Annotated in this window: 18 protein-coding genes; 8 read left to right on the top strand and 10 right to left on the bottom strand. The window is 68.5% G+C overall.

All coding sequences use genetic code 11. From position 1 onward, the window contains the following. Positions 1 to 146: 146 nt before the first annotated feature. Positions 147 to 632, bottom strand: a complete 486-nt coding sequence (locus tag ABNF93_RS30810) for a hypothetical protein (RefSeq protein WP_349331756.1) — start codon at positions 630 to 632, stop codon at positions 147 to 149. A 433-nt stretch (positions 633 to 1,065) separates the two neighbouring features. Between ABNF93_RS30810 and ABNF93_RS30805 the strand changes: the two genes are divergently transcribed. Further along, positions 1,066 to 1,317 carry a WhiB family transcriptional regulator gene (locus ABNF93_RS30805; protein WP_349331758.1) on the top strand — a complete coding sequence of 84 codons (252 nt, stop codon included), beginning with the start codon at positions 1,066 to 1,068 and terminating at the stop codon, positions 1,315 to 1,317. Between the two features lie 167 nt (positions 1,318 to 1,484). Here the strand turns inward: ABNF93_RS30805 and ABNF93_RS30800 are convergent, their stop codons facing one another. Then, on the bottom strand, positions 1,485 to 2,954 hold the full coding sequence (locus ABNF93_RS30800; protein WP_349331755.1) for a sensor histidine kinase: 1,470 nt from the start codon (positions 2,952 to 2,954) through the stop codon (positions 1,485 to 1,487). A 161-nt stretch (positions 2,955 to 3,115) separates the two neighbouring features. On the opposite strand from ABNF93_RS30800, the gene ABNF93_RS30795 reads away from it, so the two are divergent. The 5 genes from ABNF93_RS30795 to ABNF93_RS30775 all read left to right on the top strand — a co-directional run bounded on the left by ABNF93_RS30795 (position 3,116) and on the right by ABNF93_RS30775 (position 9,111). Beyond that, positions 3,116 to 4,024 carry a DUF2785 domain-containing protein gene (locus ABNF93_RS30795; protein WP_349331754.1) on the top strand — a complete coding sequence of 303 codons (909 nt, stop codon included), beginning with the start codon at positions 3,116 to 3,118 and terminating at the stop codon, positions 4,022 to 4,024. A 104-nt stretch (positions 4,025 to 4,128) separates the two neighbouring features. Continuing rightward, entirely contained in the window at positions 4,129 to 4,407 is a 279-nt protein-coding gene (locus ABNF93_RS30790) for a DUF3311 domain-containing protein (RefSeq protein WP_349331753.1), read from the top strand. Further along, positions 4,407 to 6,056: a monocarboxylate uptake permease MctP gene (gene mctP / locus ABNF93_RS30785; RefSeq protein ID WP_349331752.1), complete on the top strand. Its 1,650-nt coding sequence runs from the start codon at positions 4,407 to 4,409 to the stop codon at positions 6,054 to 6,056. Before ABNF93_RS30790 ends, mctP begins: the two co-directional genes overlap by 1 nt. Before the next feature lie 9 nt (positions 6,057 to 6,065). Further along, on the top strand, positions 6,066 to 7,793 hold the full coding sequence (locus ABNF93_RS30780; RefSeq protein WP_349331751.1) for an acetolactate synthase: 1,728 nt from the start codon (positions 6,066 to 6,068) through the stop codon (positions 7,791 to 7,793). A 256-nt stretch (positions 7,794 to 8,049) separates the two neighbouring features. After that, complete coding sequence (locus ABNF93_RS30775; RefSeq protein WP_349331750.1) at positions 8,050 to 9,111, top strand: GNAT family N-acetyltransferase; 1,062 nt, start codon at positions 8,050 to 8,052, stop codon at positions 9,109 to 9,111. Positions 9,112 to 9,121: 10 nt separating this feature from the next. Here ABNF93_RS30775 and ABNF93_RS30770 read toward each other — a convergent pair whose 3' ends face one another. From ABNF93_RS30770 to ABNF93_RS30760, 3 genes are read right to left on the bottom strand one after another with little or no spacing between them, the layout of a single operon-like run. Continuing rightward, positions 9,122 to 9,478 carry a biotin/lipoyl-binding carrier protein gene (locus ABNF93_RS30770; protein WP_349331749.1) on the bottom strand — a complete coding sequence of 119 codons (357 nt, stop codon included), beginning with the start codon at positions 9,476 to 9,478 and terminating at the stop codon, positions 9,122 to 9,124. Positions 9,479 to 9,502: 24 nt separating this feature from the next. Next, positions 9,503 to 10,804 carry an HD-GYP domain-containing protein gene (locus tag ABNF93_RS30765; protein ID WP_349331748.1) on the bottom strand — a complete coding sequence of 434 codons (1,302 nt, stop codon included), beginning with the start codon at positions 10,802 to 10,804 and terminating at the stop codon, positions 9,503 to 9,505. Then, positions 10,801 to 12,135, bottom strand: coding sequence for an HD-GYP domain-containing protein (locus tag ABNF93_RS30760; protein WP_349331747.1), 1,335 nt, complete (start codon positions 12,133 to 12,135; stop codon positions 10,801 to 10,803). Before ABNF93_RS30760 ends, ABNF93_RS30765 begins: the two co-directional genes overlap by 4 nt. Before the next feature lie 928 nt (positions 12,136 to 13,063). Here ABNF93_RS30760 and ABNF93_RS35105 point away from each other — a divergent pair. Next, on the top strand, positions 13,064 to 13,138 hold the full coding sequence (locus tag ABNF93_RS35105) for a 50S ribosomal protein bL37 (RefSeq protein ID WP_502877657.1): 75 nt from the start codon (positions 13,064 to 13,066) through the stop codon (positions 13,136 to 13,138). Between the two features lie 193 nt (positions 13,139 to 13,331). Here the strand turns inward: ABNF93_RS35105 and rsrA are convergent, their stop codons facing one another. The 5 genes from rsrA to ABNF93_RS30735 all read right to left on the bottom strand — a co-directional run bounded on the left by rsrA (position 13,332) and on the right by ABNF93_RS30735 (position 16,153). Beyond that, on the bottom strand, positions 13,332 to 13,607 hold the full coding sequence (rsrA, locus tag ABNF93_RS30755; protein WP_349331746.1) for a mycothiol system anti-sigma-R factor: 276 nt from the start codon (positions 13,605 to 13,607) through the stop codon (positions 13,332 to 13,334). Next, complete coding sequence (locus ABNF93_RS30750; protein WP_349331745.1) at positions 13,604 to 14,218, bottom strand: sigma-70 family RNA polymerase sigma factor; 615 nt, start codon at positions 14,216 to 14,218, stop codon at positions 13,604 to 13,606. The genes rsrA and ABNF93_RS30750 overlap by 4 nt, the downstream gene beginning before the upstream one ends. A 244-nt stretch (positions 14,219 to 14,462) precedes the next feature. After that, positions 14,463 to 15,098, bottom strand: a complete 636-nt coding sequence (locus ABNF93_RS30745) for an alpha/beta hydrolase family protein (RefSeq protein ID WP_349331744.1) — start codon at positions 15,096 to 15,098, stop codon at positions 14,463 to 14,465. A gap of 133 nt (positions 15,099 to 15,231) precedes the next feature. Beyond that, on the bottom strand, positions 15,232 to 15,996 hold the full coding sequence (locus ABNF93_RS30740) for an SOS response-associated peptidase (RefSeq protein ID WP_349331743.1): 765 nt from the start codon (positions 15,994 to 15,996) through the stop codon (positions 15,232 to 15,234). Next, the gene (locus ABNF93_RS30735; protein WP_349331742.1) at positions 15,968 to 16,153 is read right to left on the bottom strand and encodes a hypothetical protein; all 186 of its coding nucleotides are present in this window, start codon (positions 16,151 to 16,153) and stop codon (positions 15,968 to 15,970) included. The genes ABNF93_RS30740 and ABNF93_RS30735 overlap by 29 nt, the downstream gene beginning before the upstream one ends. Before the next feature lie 400 nt (positions 16,154 to 16,553). Here ABNF93_RS30735 and aspS point away from each other — a divergent pair, with 400 nt between their 5' ends. Beyond that, the gene (gene aspS / locus ABNF93_RS30730; protein ID WP_349331741.1) at positions 16,554 to 17,912 is read left to right on the top strand and encodes an aspartate--tRNA(Asn) ligase; all 1,359 of its coding nucleotides are present in this window, start codon (positions 16,554 to 16,556) and stop codon (positions 17,910 to 17,912) included. The last annotated feature ends 171 nt before the right edge of the window (positions 17,913 to 18,083 follow it).

Raw genomic sequence — 18,083 nt, 5'->3', positions numbered from 1 at the left:
TATCCGCGCCCGGCTGGCAAGGCCGAGGAGGAAGGCGCACTGGTCTTGTGCGCCGATCGACGAGAACGCAGCCAGGCGGGATGCGGGACGCCGCGAGCCGATCGTGATCCATCAGACACCCCCTAGGCGCTCTCACCTGCCGCGCTTCAGTCGCGGAGCGCCGCCGTGGACACCGGCGCCAACACCAGCGCAAGTGTGGCGAGCGCGGCGACGAGCATCCCGATCCCCACGAGTGTGGTGGGTGCCGAGGTGAGTTCGTAGCCGATCGGCAGCATGAGCAGCTGGAGCACGACCGTCAGGCCGCGGCTCCAGTGTCGGGCGCGGAAGAGCCCCCAGCCGAGGACGCCCAACCCGACGCCGACGGCGACGACGAAGACCCCGGTACCGACCGCGATGGCCAGCCCGCGCGGTGCCTGGACCAGCGACTCGAGAGCGAGCCAGGCCCCGAAACCGACCGCGGCGACCGCCTCGACGGCGGAGAGCGCGGCAGCGGCCCGCAGTGTCGCAGGTACGCGTCGCCCGTCGCCACGCCCCTGCGGGCCCGCACGTTCGGCCTTGTCCGCTTTCTCCGCCGCATCCGCCCTGGTCGACGGCTTCGCCCGGCCGGCGGCGATCGGGCGTCGGTTTGCCATGACTGAAGGCTATCCACCGACCCGAACGAAGCGGATCTCCGCCACCTCGGGCGACGGATACGGAGAGTAGATGGGTCAATTCGACTCGTATCGGGTAAGTCCCCTCTGCACGCTAGTCACGATGCGTAAGCTTTCCCGATGCTCTGTGACGTACCTGACATCGACTTTTCCAGGGCTTACCACAGAAAGGGTCTTGTGTATCGCTGAAGGAGTTGAAACTATCGAGCCTGCAGAGAGGCGCGGCACACCTGAAACGTGCATGCGCTGGGGGCCAAGGCAAGCGATCACACTCCGTGTGGGCGCCGCTGGGAGACTGGCGTGTCGTGTCTTCGCGCAAGTGATCGTGAAAGTGTTCACACAGCAGAACGAACCGGAAACCCACCATGCGTAGTCGGTGGAGGCCGACACGCACGACGCAAGGAGTGAAACCTTGATGGACTGGCGCCACCGGGCCGCCTGCCGGGACGAGGACCCCGAGCTGTTCTTCCCGATCGGGAACACGGGTCCTGCGCTCCTGCAGATCGAGGAGGCCAAGGCGGTCTGCCGTCGTTGTAATGTCGTCGATCTCTGCCTGCAGTGGGCCCTCGAGACTGGACAGGACGCCGGCGTTTGGGGCGGTATGAGTGAGGAAGAGCGACGGGCGCTGAAGCGTCGCGCCGCACGTTCCCGAGCCCGCATCATCTGATCGCCACGCTGTCGATAGAGGCCCTCGCCATCCGGGCGGGGGCCTTGTTCGCCGAAAGCCCTCGCCGCCTGGCGGGGGCTCGTTCGTCAAAGGCCCTCGCCGCCTGGCGGGGGCTCGTTCGTCAAAGGCCCTCGCCGCCTGGCGGGGGCTCGTTCGTCAAAGGCTTGTCAGCCGCCATCATCGGGGACATCGAGGACCACCCGGGTTCCCGAACCTTCCTTGCGGGCACCGATGTCCAACTCCCCTCCGAGCTCACTCTCGACCAGCGTGCGAACGATCTGCAGACCGAGCCGGCCGGAGACCTCCGGGTCGAAGTCGGGCGGGAGTCCGGACCCGTCGTCCTCGATGACGACCCGCAGCCGGCCGCCCTTGCGCTCGGCGCTGAGCTCGACCTTGCCGCCCGTACGACCGACACCGTGCTGGACGGCGTTCTGAGCCACCTCGGTGATCACCATCGCCAGGGGCGCGGCCCGCTCGGAGTCGAGCATCCCGATCGTCCCCACCCGACGCGGTACCACGCGGGTCTCCGGGATCGACACCTCCGCGACCATCGCGAGCACCCGGTCGACCACCTCGTCGAAGTCGACCCGCTCCTCGAACGCCGTCGACAACGTCTCGTGCACGATCGCGATGGTCCCGACTCGGCGGACCGCCTCCTCCAACGCCTCACGACCGCCGGTCGAGCCGAGGCGCCGCGCCTGTAGTCGCAGGAGGGCTGCGACCGTCTGCAGGTTGTTCTTCACCCGGTGGTGGATCTCACGGATGGTCGCGTCCTTGGTGAGCAGCTCACGTTCGCGCCGGCGCAGGTCGGTGACGTCGCGCAGCAGAACGAGCGCCCCGGCAGCCAGTCCCTTCGGCACCAACGGGATCACCCGCACGCTGACGACCGCGGCGTCGGTCTCGATCTCGGTCTCTCGCGGTGCGCGTCCGGAGATCAGCACGCCCAAAGCCTCGTCGACCGGACGCCGCGACGGCGGCACAAGCTCGGCCGTCGTCGTGCCCAGGTGGCACCCGAGCAGGTCACCGGTGAGACCGAGCCGACGGTACGCAGACTGGGCGTTCGGGCTGGCGAAGGTCACGATGCCCTCGGCGTCGAGCCGCACCAGCCCGTCACCGACCCGCGGCGCCGACCCCAGGTCGACCCGCTCCCCCGGCAACGGGAAGCCTCCCTCGCCGATCATCTGGGCGAGGTCCGTCGCGGTCTTGAGGTAGGTCAACTCCAACCGGCTGGGCGTGCGTACGGACAGCAGGTTGGTGTTGCGGGTGATCACCCCGAGGACACGGTCGACCCGGCGAACGGGGATGCTTTCGATCCGTACGGGCACTTCGTCCCGCCATTCCGGGTCACCCTCACGGCAGATCCGACCATCGTCGTACGCGGAGTCGAGCAGGGCTCGCCGTCCCCGCGGAACGAACGAACCCACCAGATCGTCCAGGTGCGCCGTCGGGCCGGTGGTCGGACGCATCTGCGCGCATGCCCAGAAACCCAACCCTTCGCGGTCGGGCACCCACAGGACGAGGTCGGCGAAGGAAAGGTCGGCGAGCATCTGCCATTCGGCGACCAGCCTGTGCAACCATTCGCGGTCTGCGTCGTCGAGATCGGTGTAATGCCGTACGACGTCGTCGAGGGAAGGCACGTCGAGAGCGTATCTCCACCGCTGCGCCGGACCGGCTGGAACGGCTCGCCACCCTGATCGACAGGGCGGCCGGGACACTCACCACGGGTTCCGGTCTCGGTCGACGGTGCGTGCCGGGCCACTCACCGTGACCCGCAGACCCGTCTGGAAGGATGTCCGCCGTGGGCGTTCGGTCAGCGTTTTGGGAGCATGTCCGCGCAAGCGGCTTCAAGCTGCCTGCTGACCGCCCGCTCGACGACCTCACGACCGAGCTGGTCCAGATGCTGGGCGACCCCGACCCCCTGGTCCGCGACGGGATCGCCTACCCGACCCTCGCCACCTGGATTCGCGACGGGGTCTACGACGACCTGCTGGCAGGTTTCGGCGACGGCATCTCCGAAGGGCTCTTCACCGGTCTCGGGCAGGACGGCACGGACACCGTGCTGCGTAGGTCGTTCTCGGCCCTGCTGCTCGCCGAGACGGTGCTGCGGGACCAGGTGGCGCGGGCCGTCCACTCCGACGCGATCTTCCGGTGGGGCGACCGAGCCGCCTCGTGGTTCGTTCGCGAGCGCGACCTTCGCGGCTACGTCGCCGGCAAGGGCTGGGCCCACTCCGTCGCCCATGGCGCGGACCTGATCGCCGCACTGGCCCGCTCGCCGCATTTCGGCAAGCTCGAGCTCACCGTGCTCCTCGACGTGGTCGCAGACCGGCTGCTGACACCGACTCCGTACCGCCTCTTCCATGGGGAGTACGACCGCCTCGCGTTCGCCATCATGGCCGTCCTGCATCGCAACCGGCTCGGCATCGACGTCCTCGAACCCTGGATCGAACGGCTGGCCGCGAGCGTCGTTCCGCCCGAGGGCGCCGAGTCGGACCCGGCACCGGAGTGGCCGACACCGGCCGCGGGCAACACCACGGAATTTCTCCGGGCGCTGCACCTGCAACTCGCGTTGGGCGTTCACGGCGCGCAGACGCCCGCTGACGTGGAGCTGTTCGGCAAGCCGCCGGACGTCCGGGCCGACCTCCTGCTCGTCCTCCTGCGCGTCCTGCGGGCGAGTGAGCCCTCGATCTTTTCCGCTCGTCGCCCATAAGGACCCGCTCAGCGCTGCCCGCCGTCCTTTTGTCGCCTTTTGGTCGCATTGCCGCGGGCGATCCGTCATCCTTGGACCCGCTGTCTGCCGTGGAGGTGGTCGTGATGGGCGCACCGGCGCGCCAGAACCTGCCATTCGTCACGCCGACGAGGGTGCTGATCGGAGTCCTGCTCCTGTTGCCGTTCGTGGCAACCCTGTGGGTCTCGTCCTACGCCCGTGTCGAGCCACGACTTGGCGGATTTCCGTTCTTCTACTGGTACCAGCTGTTGTGGATCTTCCTCTCCGCCCTCTGCACACTCGCCGCCTATCTCCTCGTTCAGCGCGAGAAGCGGCAGGCAGTCAGCGGACGGTCCGCGGGTGACGAGACCGGAGGCGGTGCGTGATGAAGGACGGGATCGATGCCATCGCCCTCAGCGTTGTCGTCCTGCTCTTCCTCGCCGTCACCGTCATGGGTTTCATGGCGGCGCGCTGGCGCAAGGGTTCCACCCTTGCCAGCTTGGACGAATGGGGCCTTGGCGGACGCCGGTTCGGCACCTGGGTGACTTGGTTCCTGCTGGGTGGTGACCTCTACACGGCGTACACCTTCGTCGCCGTACCCGCGCTGATGTTCGCGTCGGGCGCTGTCGGATTCTTCGCCGTTCCGTACACCATCATCGTCTATCCGTTGGTGTTTCTCTTCCTGCCGCGCCTCTGGTCGGTCTCGCACCGCCACGGCTACGTGACGCCGGCCGACTTCGTACGCGGACGATTCGACTCGCGGGCACTCGCCCTCGCGGTCGCGCTGACCGGCATCCTCGCGACAATGCCCTACATCGCCTTGCAGCTCGTCGGAATCCAGGCGGTGTTCGAGGTCATGGGGCTCGGCGGGTCCGGCAACATCATCGCGGCGGACGCCCCGCTGTTCCTCGCGTTCGCGGTTCTCGCGGCCTACACGTACTCTTCCGGGCTGCGTGCGCCGGCCCTGATCGCGTTCGTCAAGGACACGCTCATCTACCTCGTCATCATTATCGCCATCGTCTACATCCCCACCAGGCTTGGCGGTTGGGGGTCGATCTTCGACGCGGCAGGGGCGAAGTTCGGTGCGGCAGACACCGATGCCGGACGCGGGGAGGGATTCTCCTTCGTCGGCGTCGGCCAGGCGTGGCCGTATGCGACGCTCGCCCTCGGCTCGGCGATGGCGTTGTTCATGTACCCGCACGCCGTCACCGCCGTGCTGTCGGCCAAGAACCGCACCGTGCCACGGCGCAACGCCGCGATCCTGCCGGCGTACTCCCTGCTGCTGGCGCTGCTCGCCCTGCTCGGTTTCATGGCGATCGCCGCGGAGATCAACCCGGTCGGCCTCAACGGCGAGCCCAACGCGCAACTCTCGGTGCCGATGCTGTTCGAGGCGATGTTCCCGAGCTGGTTCGCCGGCGTGGCGTTCGCCGCGGTCGCCATCGGAGCGCTGGTGCCGGCCGCCATCATGTCGATCGCCGCCGCGAACCTGTGGACGCGCAATGTCTACAAGGCGTTTCTGCGGCCCAACGCCAGCCATGCCGACGAGGCACGTCAGAGCAAGGTGGTCTCGCTACTCGTGAAGTTCGGCGCGCTGCTGTTCGTGCTCGGTCTCGACAAGAGCTTCGCCATCAACCTGCAGCTCCTCGGCGGGATCTGGATTCTGCAGACGTTCCCGTCGATCGTGTTCGGGCTCTACACCCGGTGGTTCCACCGGTGGGCGTTGTTCGCCGGCTGGGTGGTGGGCATGGCCTACGGCACCTGGACGGCGTACAACATCGTCAATCCGGTCACCGGCGCGCAGCACTTCGGCGGCTCGACGGCGCCGATTCCGCTGCTCGGCGAGAACGGCTACGTCGCTCTCACCGCGTGGGTGCTCAACGTCGTGGTCGCGATCGTCCTCACGTTCGTCTTCCGGGCGTTGAAGGTCGCGGAGGGACGCGACGCCACCGCCGCCGGCGACTACCACGCCGACGCCGGCGAGCCGGGCGTACGTCCGCTGCCCTCGACGGCGACGGAGGCCGACGCCGCGCGATAGGTTGCCGGGATGACCGGCCCTGAGCTGTCTACCGAGGCGAATGCCGGACCCGGCACGCCGGGCCCGCCCGAGATCGAGGGACACGGCGGCGACCTCGCGATCGCGGTGGCGCGTTCGTACGGCGTGGAGGCGATGTTCACCCTGTCCGGCGCACACGTCTTCCCGCTGTACGACGCCGCCGTCGGAGGGAAGGACCAGCCCAGCCCCGCACCGGTGCGACTCGTCGACGTCCGGCACGAGGCGACTGCCGTCTTCGCCGCCGAAGCAGTGGGCAAGTTGACCCGCACGCCGGGGCTGGCCGCCGTCACCGCCGGACCCGGTGTGACCAACGCCGTGAGCGCGGTGACCCAGGCGTTCCAGGCCGGCTCTCCCCTGGTCCTCCTCGGCGGCCGGGCACCGACCCAACGCTGGGGCTCGGGCAGCCTGCAGGAACTCGACCACGTGCCACTGCTTGCCCCCGTGACCAAGCTGGCCCGTACCGTGTCGAGCGTCACCGACCTCGTGCCCACGGTCCACCAGGCATTCCGGACCGCGGGCACCGCCCATCGCGGCCCGGCGTTCGTCGACATCTCGATGGACCAGCTCTACTCCCGGACGACTGCGGAGATCCCTTCCGTGGCGGGCGATCCGCGGGCGGCGAGCGACGTCGATCCGGAACCGCTCAGCGAGATCGCCCTGCTCCTCGCCGAAGCGCAACGTCCGGTGCTCGTCCTCGGCGGCGACGTGTGGCTCGACCGAGCCGAGGCGGCTGCCGTCGAGTTCGTCGACACGCTGGGGATCCCGGTCGTCACCAACGGCATGGGGCGCGGCGTCCTGCCGCCGAACCATCGGCTCTCCGCCGCCAGGGCGCGGTCGGTGGCGTTCGGACGCTGCGACCTGGCGATCGTCGTGGGAACGCCGCTGGACTTCCGACTCGGCTACGGCGCCTTCGGCGGGCGTGACGGCGCACCTGCCGCGAAGGTGGTGCACGTCGTCGACGCGCCGGAGCAGGTGGCATCCCACGTCCCTCTCGCGGCAGCGGCAGGCGGCAACCTCGGCAGCGTTCTGAGTGGTCTCGCCGCGGCGTGGAGTCAGGTGCTCCGTCGACCGGACTGGTCGTCCTGGCTCGCGGACCTGCAGGCGGGCGTACGCAAGACGCAGGAGCGCGACGCCGAGCTCCTCGGCAGCACCGCCGATCCGATCCACCCTGCCCGCATCTACGGCGAGTTGCTGCCCCTGCTCGCCGACGACGCCGTGATCGTTGGTGACGGTGGTGACTTCGTGTCGTTCGCGGGGAGGTACGTCGAACCGGGCCGGCCGGGACGCTGGCTCGACCCCGGTCCCTTCGGCTGTCTCGGCGCCGGGCTCGGTGCCGCCATGGCCGCGCGGATCGTCCACCCGGCGGCACAGGTCGTGGCGCTGCTCGGTGACGGGGCCGCCGGCATGTCGCTCTTCGACGTCGACACGCTGGTCCGGCACCGGTTGCCGGTCGTCATGGTGGTCGGCAACAACGGCTGCTGGGGGCTGGAGAAACACCCGATGCGGATGCTGTACGGCTACGACGTCGCGACCGACCTGCAGCCCGCGACGCCGTACGACGCGATCGTGTCCGCCCTCGGCGGCGCCGGCGAGACGGTCCGCGAGCCCAGGCACCTCGGCCCGGCCTTGCGCCGGGCATTCGACGCCGGTGTTCCGTACCTCGTCAACGTCCTCACCGACCCGGAGGTCCCCTACCCGCGTTCGACCTTCGGCGTGTGAGGTCTCCCCATCCCCGCCGACGCCCCACGGCGGTTGCCGACGCTGCCGAGGCTGCCGAGGTCGCCGAGGTCGCTGACGCTGCCGAGGTTGCACGCGACGATGCACGCCAGTCCCCGCGCTGCACGCCGAGGTCACCGTGCATCGGTGGCGATGATCACGCGTGCGTCACCTATTTGGGCGACGGGCAGCGTACGGGCTTCTGCGAACTTCCCGCGTCGGGCCCCGGTCACCGGGTCAGAAGCGTTATCAAGGACCGGTGAGCCCATTGATCCGAGACGCCCGCCCGGAGGAGTACGACAGCATCACCCGGCTTCTCCGGGACACCTACGGAGGCGAGGGGCTGGTGGGTGCTGCCTACCTTCCCCGGCTTGACGACACCGCCGCACGCGCCCGGGACGCTGGGACCGAGGTCCTTGTCGCCGTCGATCGGACCGACCCCAGTGATCCCGCCGCACGCGGCGATCCGACCGACCCCGGCGATCCGGCCGCAGGGCGGCGGCCATCAGGAACCGGCCGGCTCCTCGGCACGGCCACGCTCGCCCTGCCCGGCGCCGAATGGAACGGCGCCCTTTCCGACGGCGAGGCGACCCTGCGCATGCTCAGCGTCGACCCGACCGCACGACGTCGTCGGGTCGGCACCGCGCTGATCGCCGAGTGTGTCGCCCGCGCCCGCCTCGCCGGAGCCACCGCGCTCGGACTCCACACCACCGACGCCATGACCGCCGCCCACCGCCTCTACACCACGTCGGGCTTCGTGCGTACGCCCGAACACGACAGCCCGGCCCACTCGGGCGGAACGCTCAGGGCCTATCGGCGCCCACTCGAACCCTGGCCGCGGATCCGCGTCGCCCAGTCCGGCGAACACACCTCGGCGGGCGACCTCACCGTCGCGGCCTACGTCGGCGCCGGGCTGCTCCCCGCCGACCATTCCTACGTCCACCAGCTCGGGGACGCCAAACGCCGCGCGGCGGAAGCGGAACTCCTGGTCGCGCTCGATCGGGCGGGTGCGCTGCTCGGGACCGTGACCTACTGCCCGCCCGGTTCGACCTACCGTGAGATCGGCCGCGACGACGAGGGCGAGTTCCGGATGCTCGCGGTGTCACCCCAGGCTCATGGCCGCGGCATCGGAGAGGCGTTGGTCCGCACCTGCCTGAGCAGGGCGCGGCCGGACGGGAAGCGCGGGATCGCGCTCTCCTCGTCGACCGCGATGCACGCGGCCCACCGGCTCTACGAACGACTCGGCTTCGCCCGTGACCCTCGCCGCGACTGGACGCCCGCGCCTGGCGTCTCGCTGCTGGCGTTCGCCCGGGAAATCTGACGCAGGTGGATCAGTCGAGGATGACGAGCACGTCGCCCTCCTGGACGACCTCGCCGGTCTTCACCGTGATCTCCCGGACGACACCGGGTTCCTCGGCGACGACCGGGATCTCCATCTTCATCGACTCGAGCACCAGGAGTACCTGCCCGGCTTGAACGGAGTCCCCCGGCCGTACGCCGATCTCGAACACGTTCGCCACCATGTCAGCGCGGACCTGCTCGGCCACGACCACTCCTTCCATCGCCTCGCTCGCCATCCAATCACGCCGCGGCGCCCTCGGCACGCAACGGAGACGTTCGGCCAGCGCTACACCCGGCCCGCGCACCGCGCCACCGCTCCACGGCGAAAACTCGACGATTGCCCTCATCTGACCAAGCGGAACGAACGGGGATCAGCGCGGGATCGCACCTGCCCGGCCAAGGACCCGCGCGAGCGCCGCCACGACCTTCGGGTCGTACTCGTAGGCCATTCCCAACCTGAGACTCTCGAGCGCCTCCAGCCGGGCGTCCTCACTCGTGGCCGTCCCCACCAGGTCGTCGTACGCATTGACCACCTTGATGATCCGGCTCTCCCGCGGAATTTCCGTGTCGTCACGCACATGGGGCCGCCGGTACGGCTCGGCCTGGGCCTCCACGATCTCCGCGACCTCTTCGCGCAGGCTCGCCTGGCGTACGACCCCTGCTCCCAGGCCAGCGATCTTGCGGCGCTCGCCGGGTGTCACGAGAACCGTCGCACCGCCGGGTATCGGGTCAGCCAACGACAACTGGCCGACATCGTGCATGAGCGCGGCGTACTGAAGGAGCCGAAGTCGGTTCTCCGGCAGGCCGAGGTCGCGACCGATCGCCAGTGACAGCTCGGTGACGCGACGCGCGTGTCCGGTCTCGGTGTAGCCGCCCACCTCGGTCGCCCGGGACAACGCCCGGATCGTCTGGTCCTGCGTATGGCGGATCCCGGCGTACCGTCGGTACGCGAGCTGGGCGAGCAGCAGCGGGATGATCACCAGTGGCAGGGCCCAGAGACCCACCTCCCACATCGCCAAGGGGATGAGGATGCCGGTCGAGGCGATCGCGGCACCGATGCCGAGGAATGCCACCAACTCGTTACGCAGGAGAGCGCGGAACGGTCCCACCTGCCGACTCGCCTGGATGCCCGCGGCGAGCAGCGCCTCGAGGCCCCATGCGACGGTCGCGGCCAGGATGGTCAGGACGACGAGGGCATGTGGATGATCCTCGAGCCAGGCGTGCAACGCGTCATCGCGGGCCAACGGCCGGAAGACCACCGCGACACCCGAGACGACGAGGATGCGCCGCGCGATGCCCTCCAACTCAGACGCCCGACCGGCGAGCGCGTGGGGAAGGGCGCCGGCGAGCATCCCGCCGGAGGTGACCGCGATGGTCTGCAGGATCGAATGAGTGACCTGGCCCTCGCCTGGCAGGTAGGTCAGCAGTGCGTAGCCAAGGGCCGCCGCGAGGCCGATCGGTGCCTGCACACGATCGTCGGGCAGGCGGAGGCGCACCATCTCCCCGACTGCGATCAGGACTCCGAACGTCGCCGCCACCCTGGGCGCGGAGACGCCGGCGGCAGCGGTACCAGCGACCGCGACGATCACCACGACACCGGCGAACGCCACGACCGCCGCCGAACCGTCCATCAGTGGGTTCGACCGGTTCCTCACCTGCGCAGTGCCGTTCACGAGCGGGCCTCCGGCGACGGCTCGATCTCCGGCGGGCGGGTCGGGTCGTCGTGGTCGTACCGCGGAGCCCTGGCGTCCGCCGGCACCTCCTCGACCGGTGCCGGCTGCCACCCGTCACGGCCGATGGCGGCGACGAACAGTTCCACGAGTTCGGGATCGAACTGCTTTCCGCGGCAGCGGACAAGTTCCTCGATCGCCTCCGCCACCGGCCGCGCGGGGCGGTAGGAACGCACACTCGTCATGCAGTCGAACGCATCCGCGATGGACAGGATCCGCGCGAAGACCGGGATGTCCTCCCCCGCGAGCCCGGACGGGTAGCCGCCACCGTCGTACCGCTCGTGGTGGTGCATGATGCCGGCACGCGCGTCCTCCAGGAACGCGATGTCGCCGACGACCTCGACACCATGCAGCGGGTGGAGCTTGATGGCGTCGTACTCGTCCTCGGTGAGGCGGCCGTCCTTCTGGAGCACCCGGGTCGGGACCCCGATCTTGCCGACGTCGTGCAGGAGTCCGGCCTCGGCCAGCGCCTCCAGCCGGTCGCCGTCCCACGCCATCTCGGCGCCGAGCATGCGGGCGGCTCTCGCCACCCGTTCACCGTGGCCCCGTGTGTAGAGGTCCTTCGTTTCGATCGCCTGCGCGAGAGCCTGCAGCGTCGCCTGGTGGGCTTCCTGCTCCTCGCCGTACTGCGCGAAGGCCCAGTTGGCCACGAGCAGTGGCGGCAGCAACAGGACTGCGGCGAACGCACCCAACTGGCCGAGCCACAGGATGGCCAGCAGGAAACCGAGATAGGAATAGCCCAGGAATGCGCCGAGAACCTCCGGCAACACCGACCGCAGCGCCCCTAGGAAGCGCATGCCGGTCTCGAGCCGAAGCACGCCGGTCACCAGGACGAAGTTGACCAGGTGCCACGTGAGATTCGCCGCTGTCACAGGTACCAGGACGCTTGGAAAGTCATCCGCGGACAGTGATCCGACCGGCCCTCCCAGGCCTAGATAGACGAGGCCGCCCACGACTGTGCAGATGACGCCTTGCGAAACGTTGAGAACTCGGTTGATCGGCTTGGCCTTGGACCGATTCGGTAGTAGTCCGACGAGGAGAACGGGACCGCCCCACGGACCGATGACCGGGTAGGTCGCGACCGCGACCACCGATGTCATCGAGACCCGCAGACCACTGCCCAGGCGACGTTTCAGCATCTCCATGACGTAGACGAGAAACGCGAAGAGCAGCACGTCGACGGGGCGGTCGATCTTCAGTATCGAGAGTGTCGAAACGGCTGCCGCAATGACGCCGAGCGCGCCGACGTAAATGCGTGTCGCACGTCTCGGCATCAGCTGAACACCCGCCTTAACTCAGCCCAACGGGCGCGGATTGCGGGACAAATGCCGCAACCTCAGTCCCACTCAATGCCGCCGCGCACGTTGCTGAAAGAGAAGAGCTGCATGTTTGGATCCTCCTCCCACGGATATATCGCATAGACCCATCTCGGCATCGCGAAAATGCGGAGTGGGCCAAGCTCAAGGCAGAGAAGTGAACACGTACCGCTTACAGCACACCACGGTCTAGGGCGCCGTTTCTGCTGTCCCCGTAACAGCGAAACGTTGTGAAGAAGAGTCAACGACCAAGACTCGGCAAGGTCAAGCCCGGCCCACGAGGCTGACTCCAGACGGTAACGATCACTATCTGTAAGCACCATCTGAAGTGGGCTTCACGCGTGAACGTTCACGGCACCTACCACCGGCCCCACGTTCGGTGACAGACGATCGAAGTGATCAGATCGAAAGACCGACAGATCGCCACCGGCATTCTTACGGAGCGTGTAGCCAGGAACAGGTCCCAACTTGCTGCGGATGCGACACGCGCCCCTGTAGCATGCCTAATTCTGCACGCCCGCCTCCCCAAGGGCGGCCGCATACCTGGACTTTCGGTTACTCTCCGTATAAGGCAAGTGCGGACGGACCGGGCATCACCCCAAAGTTCGCCGAGAAATGTATACGTAGAGTTATCGCTTTTTTCCGGCATGCACCGCGCCTCGGCCTTCGCTGACGCCAGTGTGAAGGCCAAATCCCTCCATGCGAAAATTTCCTGCGGCTCGCACCGCGTACCCATGCGGCGACGAGACCGTGCCATGCCGCGCATCGCGGACGTCCGTACAGCAGCCGAGTCGGCCGGAAGTGGCCGTCGCGTCGTGGTGTCGGACGACCGATGACATCGAGCCATGGGACAGCGCAGGAGCCATCGACCCGAGAGGATCCAGTGATGGGGAAGAACGGAAGACGCCGCCGCGCGCGTCGCAAGAAGGCAGCCAACCACGGCAAGCGTCCCAACGCCTGAGGACTACACACCTGCGGAACACCTGAGGACCCAGGCGACGCCCGGCAGGTGAAGGGCGCAACCCACCGGCGCATGCGAGGCGCGTCAGCTGGTGGTGCGCACTCACGGTCGGGCGTCGGACGGGGTTCTGCCAGCGAGGTCAGCCGAGCGTTCGCGTCGAACACAGTCGTCTGCCAGCGACGGCGGCCGAGCGTCAGGCGTCAGACTGGGCGATCTCGATCCGGATCTCGCGGATCCGCGTGACCACCTTCGTGCGCAGGTCATCCGGCGGCTTGTCACATCCACACGAGCGGGCGACCAGAGACTTCACCAGCTCTTCGAGGTCGTACTTCTGCAGGCACGGTGAGCACTCATCGAGATGGTGCTGGATCTTCGCGCAGTCGGCATCGTCCATCTCGCGATCGATGAACAGGAATACCCGCTCGAGGATCTCCGCGCAGTCGACGTCGTGCGGCTTGCCGCAGCTCATGCCCCTTCGCCACCCTTCCCGTCGACCGTCGGGACGAGCCCGCGCTCGCGCGCGTAGTCATCGAGCAGCACCCGCAGCTGGCGCCGACCTCGATGCAACCGTGACATCACCGTACCGATCGGAGTCGCCATGATGTCGGCAATCTCCTTGTAGGAGAACCCCTCGACGTCGGCGAGGTAGACCGCCATCCGGAAATCGTCCGGCACCTGCTGCAGCGCTTCCTTGATGTCGGAGTCCGGCAGGTGCTCCAGCGCTTCCGCCTCGGCGGACTTCAGCCCGGCGGAGGTGTGCGACTCCGCCCGGGCGAGCTGCCAGTCCTCGATCTCCTCGGTCCCAGCCCGCTGGGGTTCACGCTGCCGCTTTCGGTAGCTGTTGATGAAGGTGTTGGTGAGGATCCGGTAGAGCCATGCCTTGAGATTCGTACCCTCGGTGAACTGGTGGAACGAGGAGTACGCCTTCGCGAAGGTCTCCTGGACCAGATCGTCGGCATCTGCCGGGTTTCGGGTCATCCGGAGCGCGGCGTTGTACAACTGGTCGAGGAACGGCAGGGCATCCCGCTCGAAACGGGCGCTCCGCTCCTCCGGTGTCTCCATCTTGGCCACAGCTCTCATCGCCCGCGAGGATAGCTCTACCGGGTCGCCAGCTTTATCCGGCGTCCACTCAAGCCACTCCGAGGTGACCTTTGTCGAGGCCGGGCGGGCCGGGCAGGCAGCAACCACAGGGGGTCTCCTTCGCGCCTCAGGACGGTTCGCATACGCACAACACGCGAACCTTCGGCGTGATTCCCCGACGTCATCCGGTTCGCGCGCGTGGTGTGGACAGGGCGCACGGACCGAGGGTTCGTGGCAGTGCGGGTCACGGGCCCACCGTCCGCGCGATCCACTCCGCCACCGACTCCGCGATGATGGTGAGGCCCTCCTCCTGGCTGATGGGTGCCGACCTCGCGATCCGGAACTCGTGGTCGGCTCCGGGGATGATCGCGACATCGAGGTTCTCTGGTAGCTCTTCGGGACGACCGAACGCATCCCGCTCACCCTGGACGACCAGAGTGGGCACCCCCGCACCCAGGAGTTCGTCGACCCGCGACTTCTCCGGACGGCCTGGCGGATGCAGCGGAAACGCCAGAGCGACGCATCCCAGGGCACCCAGCCGGTGCGCCGTACGACAGGCCACCCGCGCCCCGGCGCTGCGTCCACCGACAACCAGCGGTGTGCGGGTGCGCAGGGCGTTCAGAGCGCCCGTCCAGGCCCTGTCGAGGGTGTCAGGGTTGGGCGCCACCCGCTTGCCGGCCAGCCGCCACGGCTGCTCGACGCGGATCACGGAGATGTCGTACGCCGGGAGCGCGGCGGCGAGCACTTCGAGGTCCCACGCGTCGGGCCCTCCCCCAGCGCCGTGACCGAGGACGAGCGTCGCCGACGTACGCCGAGCGCGGTTGTAGATCAGCCGCGCCGGCCCTTCGCCGGTCTCCACCAGCCGCTTGGTCCAGATCATGTGCATGATCGTCCCAAATCCCAGCCGAGTTTGTCGTGCCGGCCACCAAACATGTGGGCGGGATGCGAGGGAAGCCCGGGGTTGTACGCCCACGCGCCGGTATCCAATGCCCGGCCCGCGGGGTGACACGGCGCTAGAACAGCTCGCCGGTCCCGTTCTCGGCGTTCTCGGCGTTCTCGGCGTCGATCGGCTTCACCAGGTCGGGTCCGTTGTTCCGGACGTTGTTGACCGCGGTGGATACCGGATAGGCGTCCAGACGTCCCGGGGCGGCGGGCACGAGCACCGAGCGGAGCTGCTCGGGGTCCTTGACCCGCGGGTCGAGCCAGGTGGAGTACTGCCCGGGCTCCACCAGGAGCGGCATCCGGTCATGGATCCGGCCGAGATTGTCCTCAGCCGACGTGGTGAGCACAGTGCAGGTCCACACCAGCCGGTCGGGATCGTCCTCGTCCTTGGTCGGGTCCCGCCAGATCTCGTAGAGACCTGCCATCGCGAGTACGCCGTCGTCGCCCCTGTGGATGAAGAACGGCTGCTTCCTGCCCTTCTTCTCGCCGTACCACTCGTAGTAGCCGTCGGCCGGCAGCAGGCAACGCCGGGACGCGAAGGCACGGCGGTAGGCGGGTTTTTCGTGGGCCGTCTCCATGCGTGCGTTGATGAGGCGGTTGCCGATCTTGGCGTCCTTCGCCCACGAGGGGATGAGGCCCCATTTGACGAACGTCAGCCGGCGTTCGGGGGCTGCGTCGGGTTCGTCGCGGGGAACCCGGTCGAGTACCGCGGGGACCTGTTTGGTCGGTGCGACGTTGTAGTCAGGTTGGAGCTTCTCGCGGACATCGACCCGCGCGACCTCGAACTCGCGCGCCAGGTCCTCCGGATCACGGCTCAGCGAATATCTCCCGCACATACCGACCATCCTCCCTTGCCACCCGCTCGCGTCGCCACCCGCTCGCGTCGCCCCACCAGGACGGTCCGCGGGCGACGACGGCGGTGACGTCCCGGCGTTCCATGATCATGAAGGAGAAGTCGTCCATACGCCGCGAAACCTTCAGGATCACGATCATGATCACAGGAAGGCCCGGAGGGCTGCAGGGCGACGGGGAGGCGTTGCGGGCGCGTAGGGTGGGTGCTGCACAAACGGCGACGACGGAGACAAGTAGCGCGGGACGCCCGCAGCACAGAGAGCCGACCGGTAGCTGAGAAGGCGGCCTCGGACCCCGACGCGAAGACCCTCCCGAGCCGCGGAGAGAAACGGCGACCGCCGAGCCGACGACGTGCGCATGCGGTACGCGTACGCCCTGAAGGTCTCACGCGGGAGCCCAGTAAGCTCCGCCGGCCGGCCCCCGTCATCGGGCCCGAACGAGGCCACGGCACCCGTGTCGTGGCGAAGGTGTGGTGGCACCGCGAGTCCCCCTCGCCCACACCCCAGGGGACGCACCCAGGCACCCGTGGGAGGTGACCACCATGCAGCAGTTCGTCGTACCGTCCAGCCGGCCGAGCCCACAGGGCCAGTCGAGCCTGCGGTCAGACACGCGTACGCTCGCCGCCGAGCTCCCGTCCAGAGCCGGTGAGAACGTACGCCTCCAGGGGTGGGTCCACCGCCGCCGGCGCCTCGCGTCCGTCACGTTCGTCGTCATCCGTGACCGCTCCGGTCTTGCCCAGGTCGTCGTACGCGACCCGCAGACCGTGGCTCAGGTCGAGGAGATCGGCGAAGAGACTGTCGTCGAGGTGACCGGGAAGGCCGTGGCCAACCCGCAAGCGCCCGGAGGAGTCGAGGTCTGTGATCCGGCCCTCACGCTCCTTTCCGAACCGGCGGAGACGCCCCCCGTCGAGTTGTGGCGGCCGACCGTCAACGCCGCCCTGCCCACCCTGCTCGACCACGCGGCCGTCACGTTGCGGCACCCGACGCTCCGGGCACCGTTCGAGATCGCCGCGGCGGCGGTCTCAGGGTTCCGCGAGGCGCTCCGCGGGCTGTCGTTCACGGAGATCCAGACGCCGAAGATCGTCGGGGCCGCGACCGAGAGCGGGGCGAATGTGTTCGCGCTCGACTACTTCGGCCGGCGGGCGTACCTCGCGCAGTCGCCGCAGTTCTACAAGCAGACGCTGGTCGGTGTGTTCGAGCGGGTCTTCGAGGTCGGCCCGGTGTTCCGGGCCGAGCCGCACGACACTGTCCGGCACCTGGCGGAGTACGTCTCCCTGGACGCCGAACTCGGGTTCGTCGCGGACCACCGGGAGGTCATGGCCGCCACGCACGCCGCGGTCGCGGGCATGGTGGCGGCGGTCGCCGAGCACGCACAGCCCGCGGTCGAGCGGTTGGGCGTCAGCCTGCCGGGGGTGCCCGAAGAGATCCCGGTCCTGCACTTCGCGGACGCCTTGAAGCTGGTCGGCGCACCCGACGACGAGCAGGATCTCGCACCGGCCCACGAACGGGCGGTCGGCGAGTGGGCGCTGCGCGAGCACGGGAGCGACTTCGTTTTCGTCGTCGGCTACCCGACCGGCAAGCGGGCGTTCTACACCCACCCGCAGACCTATCCGACCGACGATGCGTACTGGTCCAACTCCTTCGACCTGATCTTCCGGGGCATGGAGCTGGTCAGTGGCGGGCAGCGGCTGCACCGGTACGACGACTACGTGGCGGTGCTGCGGGAGCGCGGGCTGCCGGTCGAGTCGTACGCGTCGTACATCGAACCGTTCCGGTACGGCATCCCGCCGCACGGCGGGTTCGCGTTCGGGCTCGAGCGGTTCGTGGCTCGACTGGTCGGCGCGGACAACATCCGACAGGTGACGCTCTTCCCGCGTGACCTGCACCGACTTGTCCCGTGAGTCAGGCCCCGTGAGTCAGGCCCCGTGAGTCAGGCCCCGTGAGAAGCGCCTGCCGCCGAGCTGCGGTCTGCAAATGACCACGCTGGGTACGCCAGTGGTGGTCAACCATGCGTCGACGCCTGGTTGACATGCCACGACCGTGCTCAGCGTGGTCATTTGCGGAGCGCGCGC

Source organism: Actinopolymorpha sp. B9G3, assembly GCF_040120725.1.
Classification (GTDB): domain Bacteria; phylum Actinomycetota; class Actinomycetes; order Propionibacteriales; family Actinopolymorphaceae; genus Thermasporomyces.
Note: the sequence above shows the minus strand (reverse complement) of the source record. Positions and strands in the feature narration are given on the sequence as shown.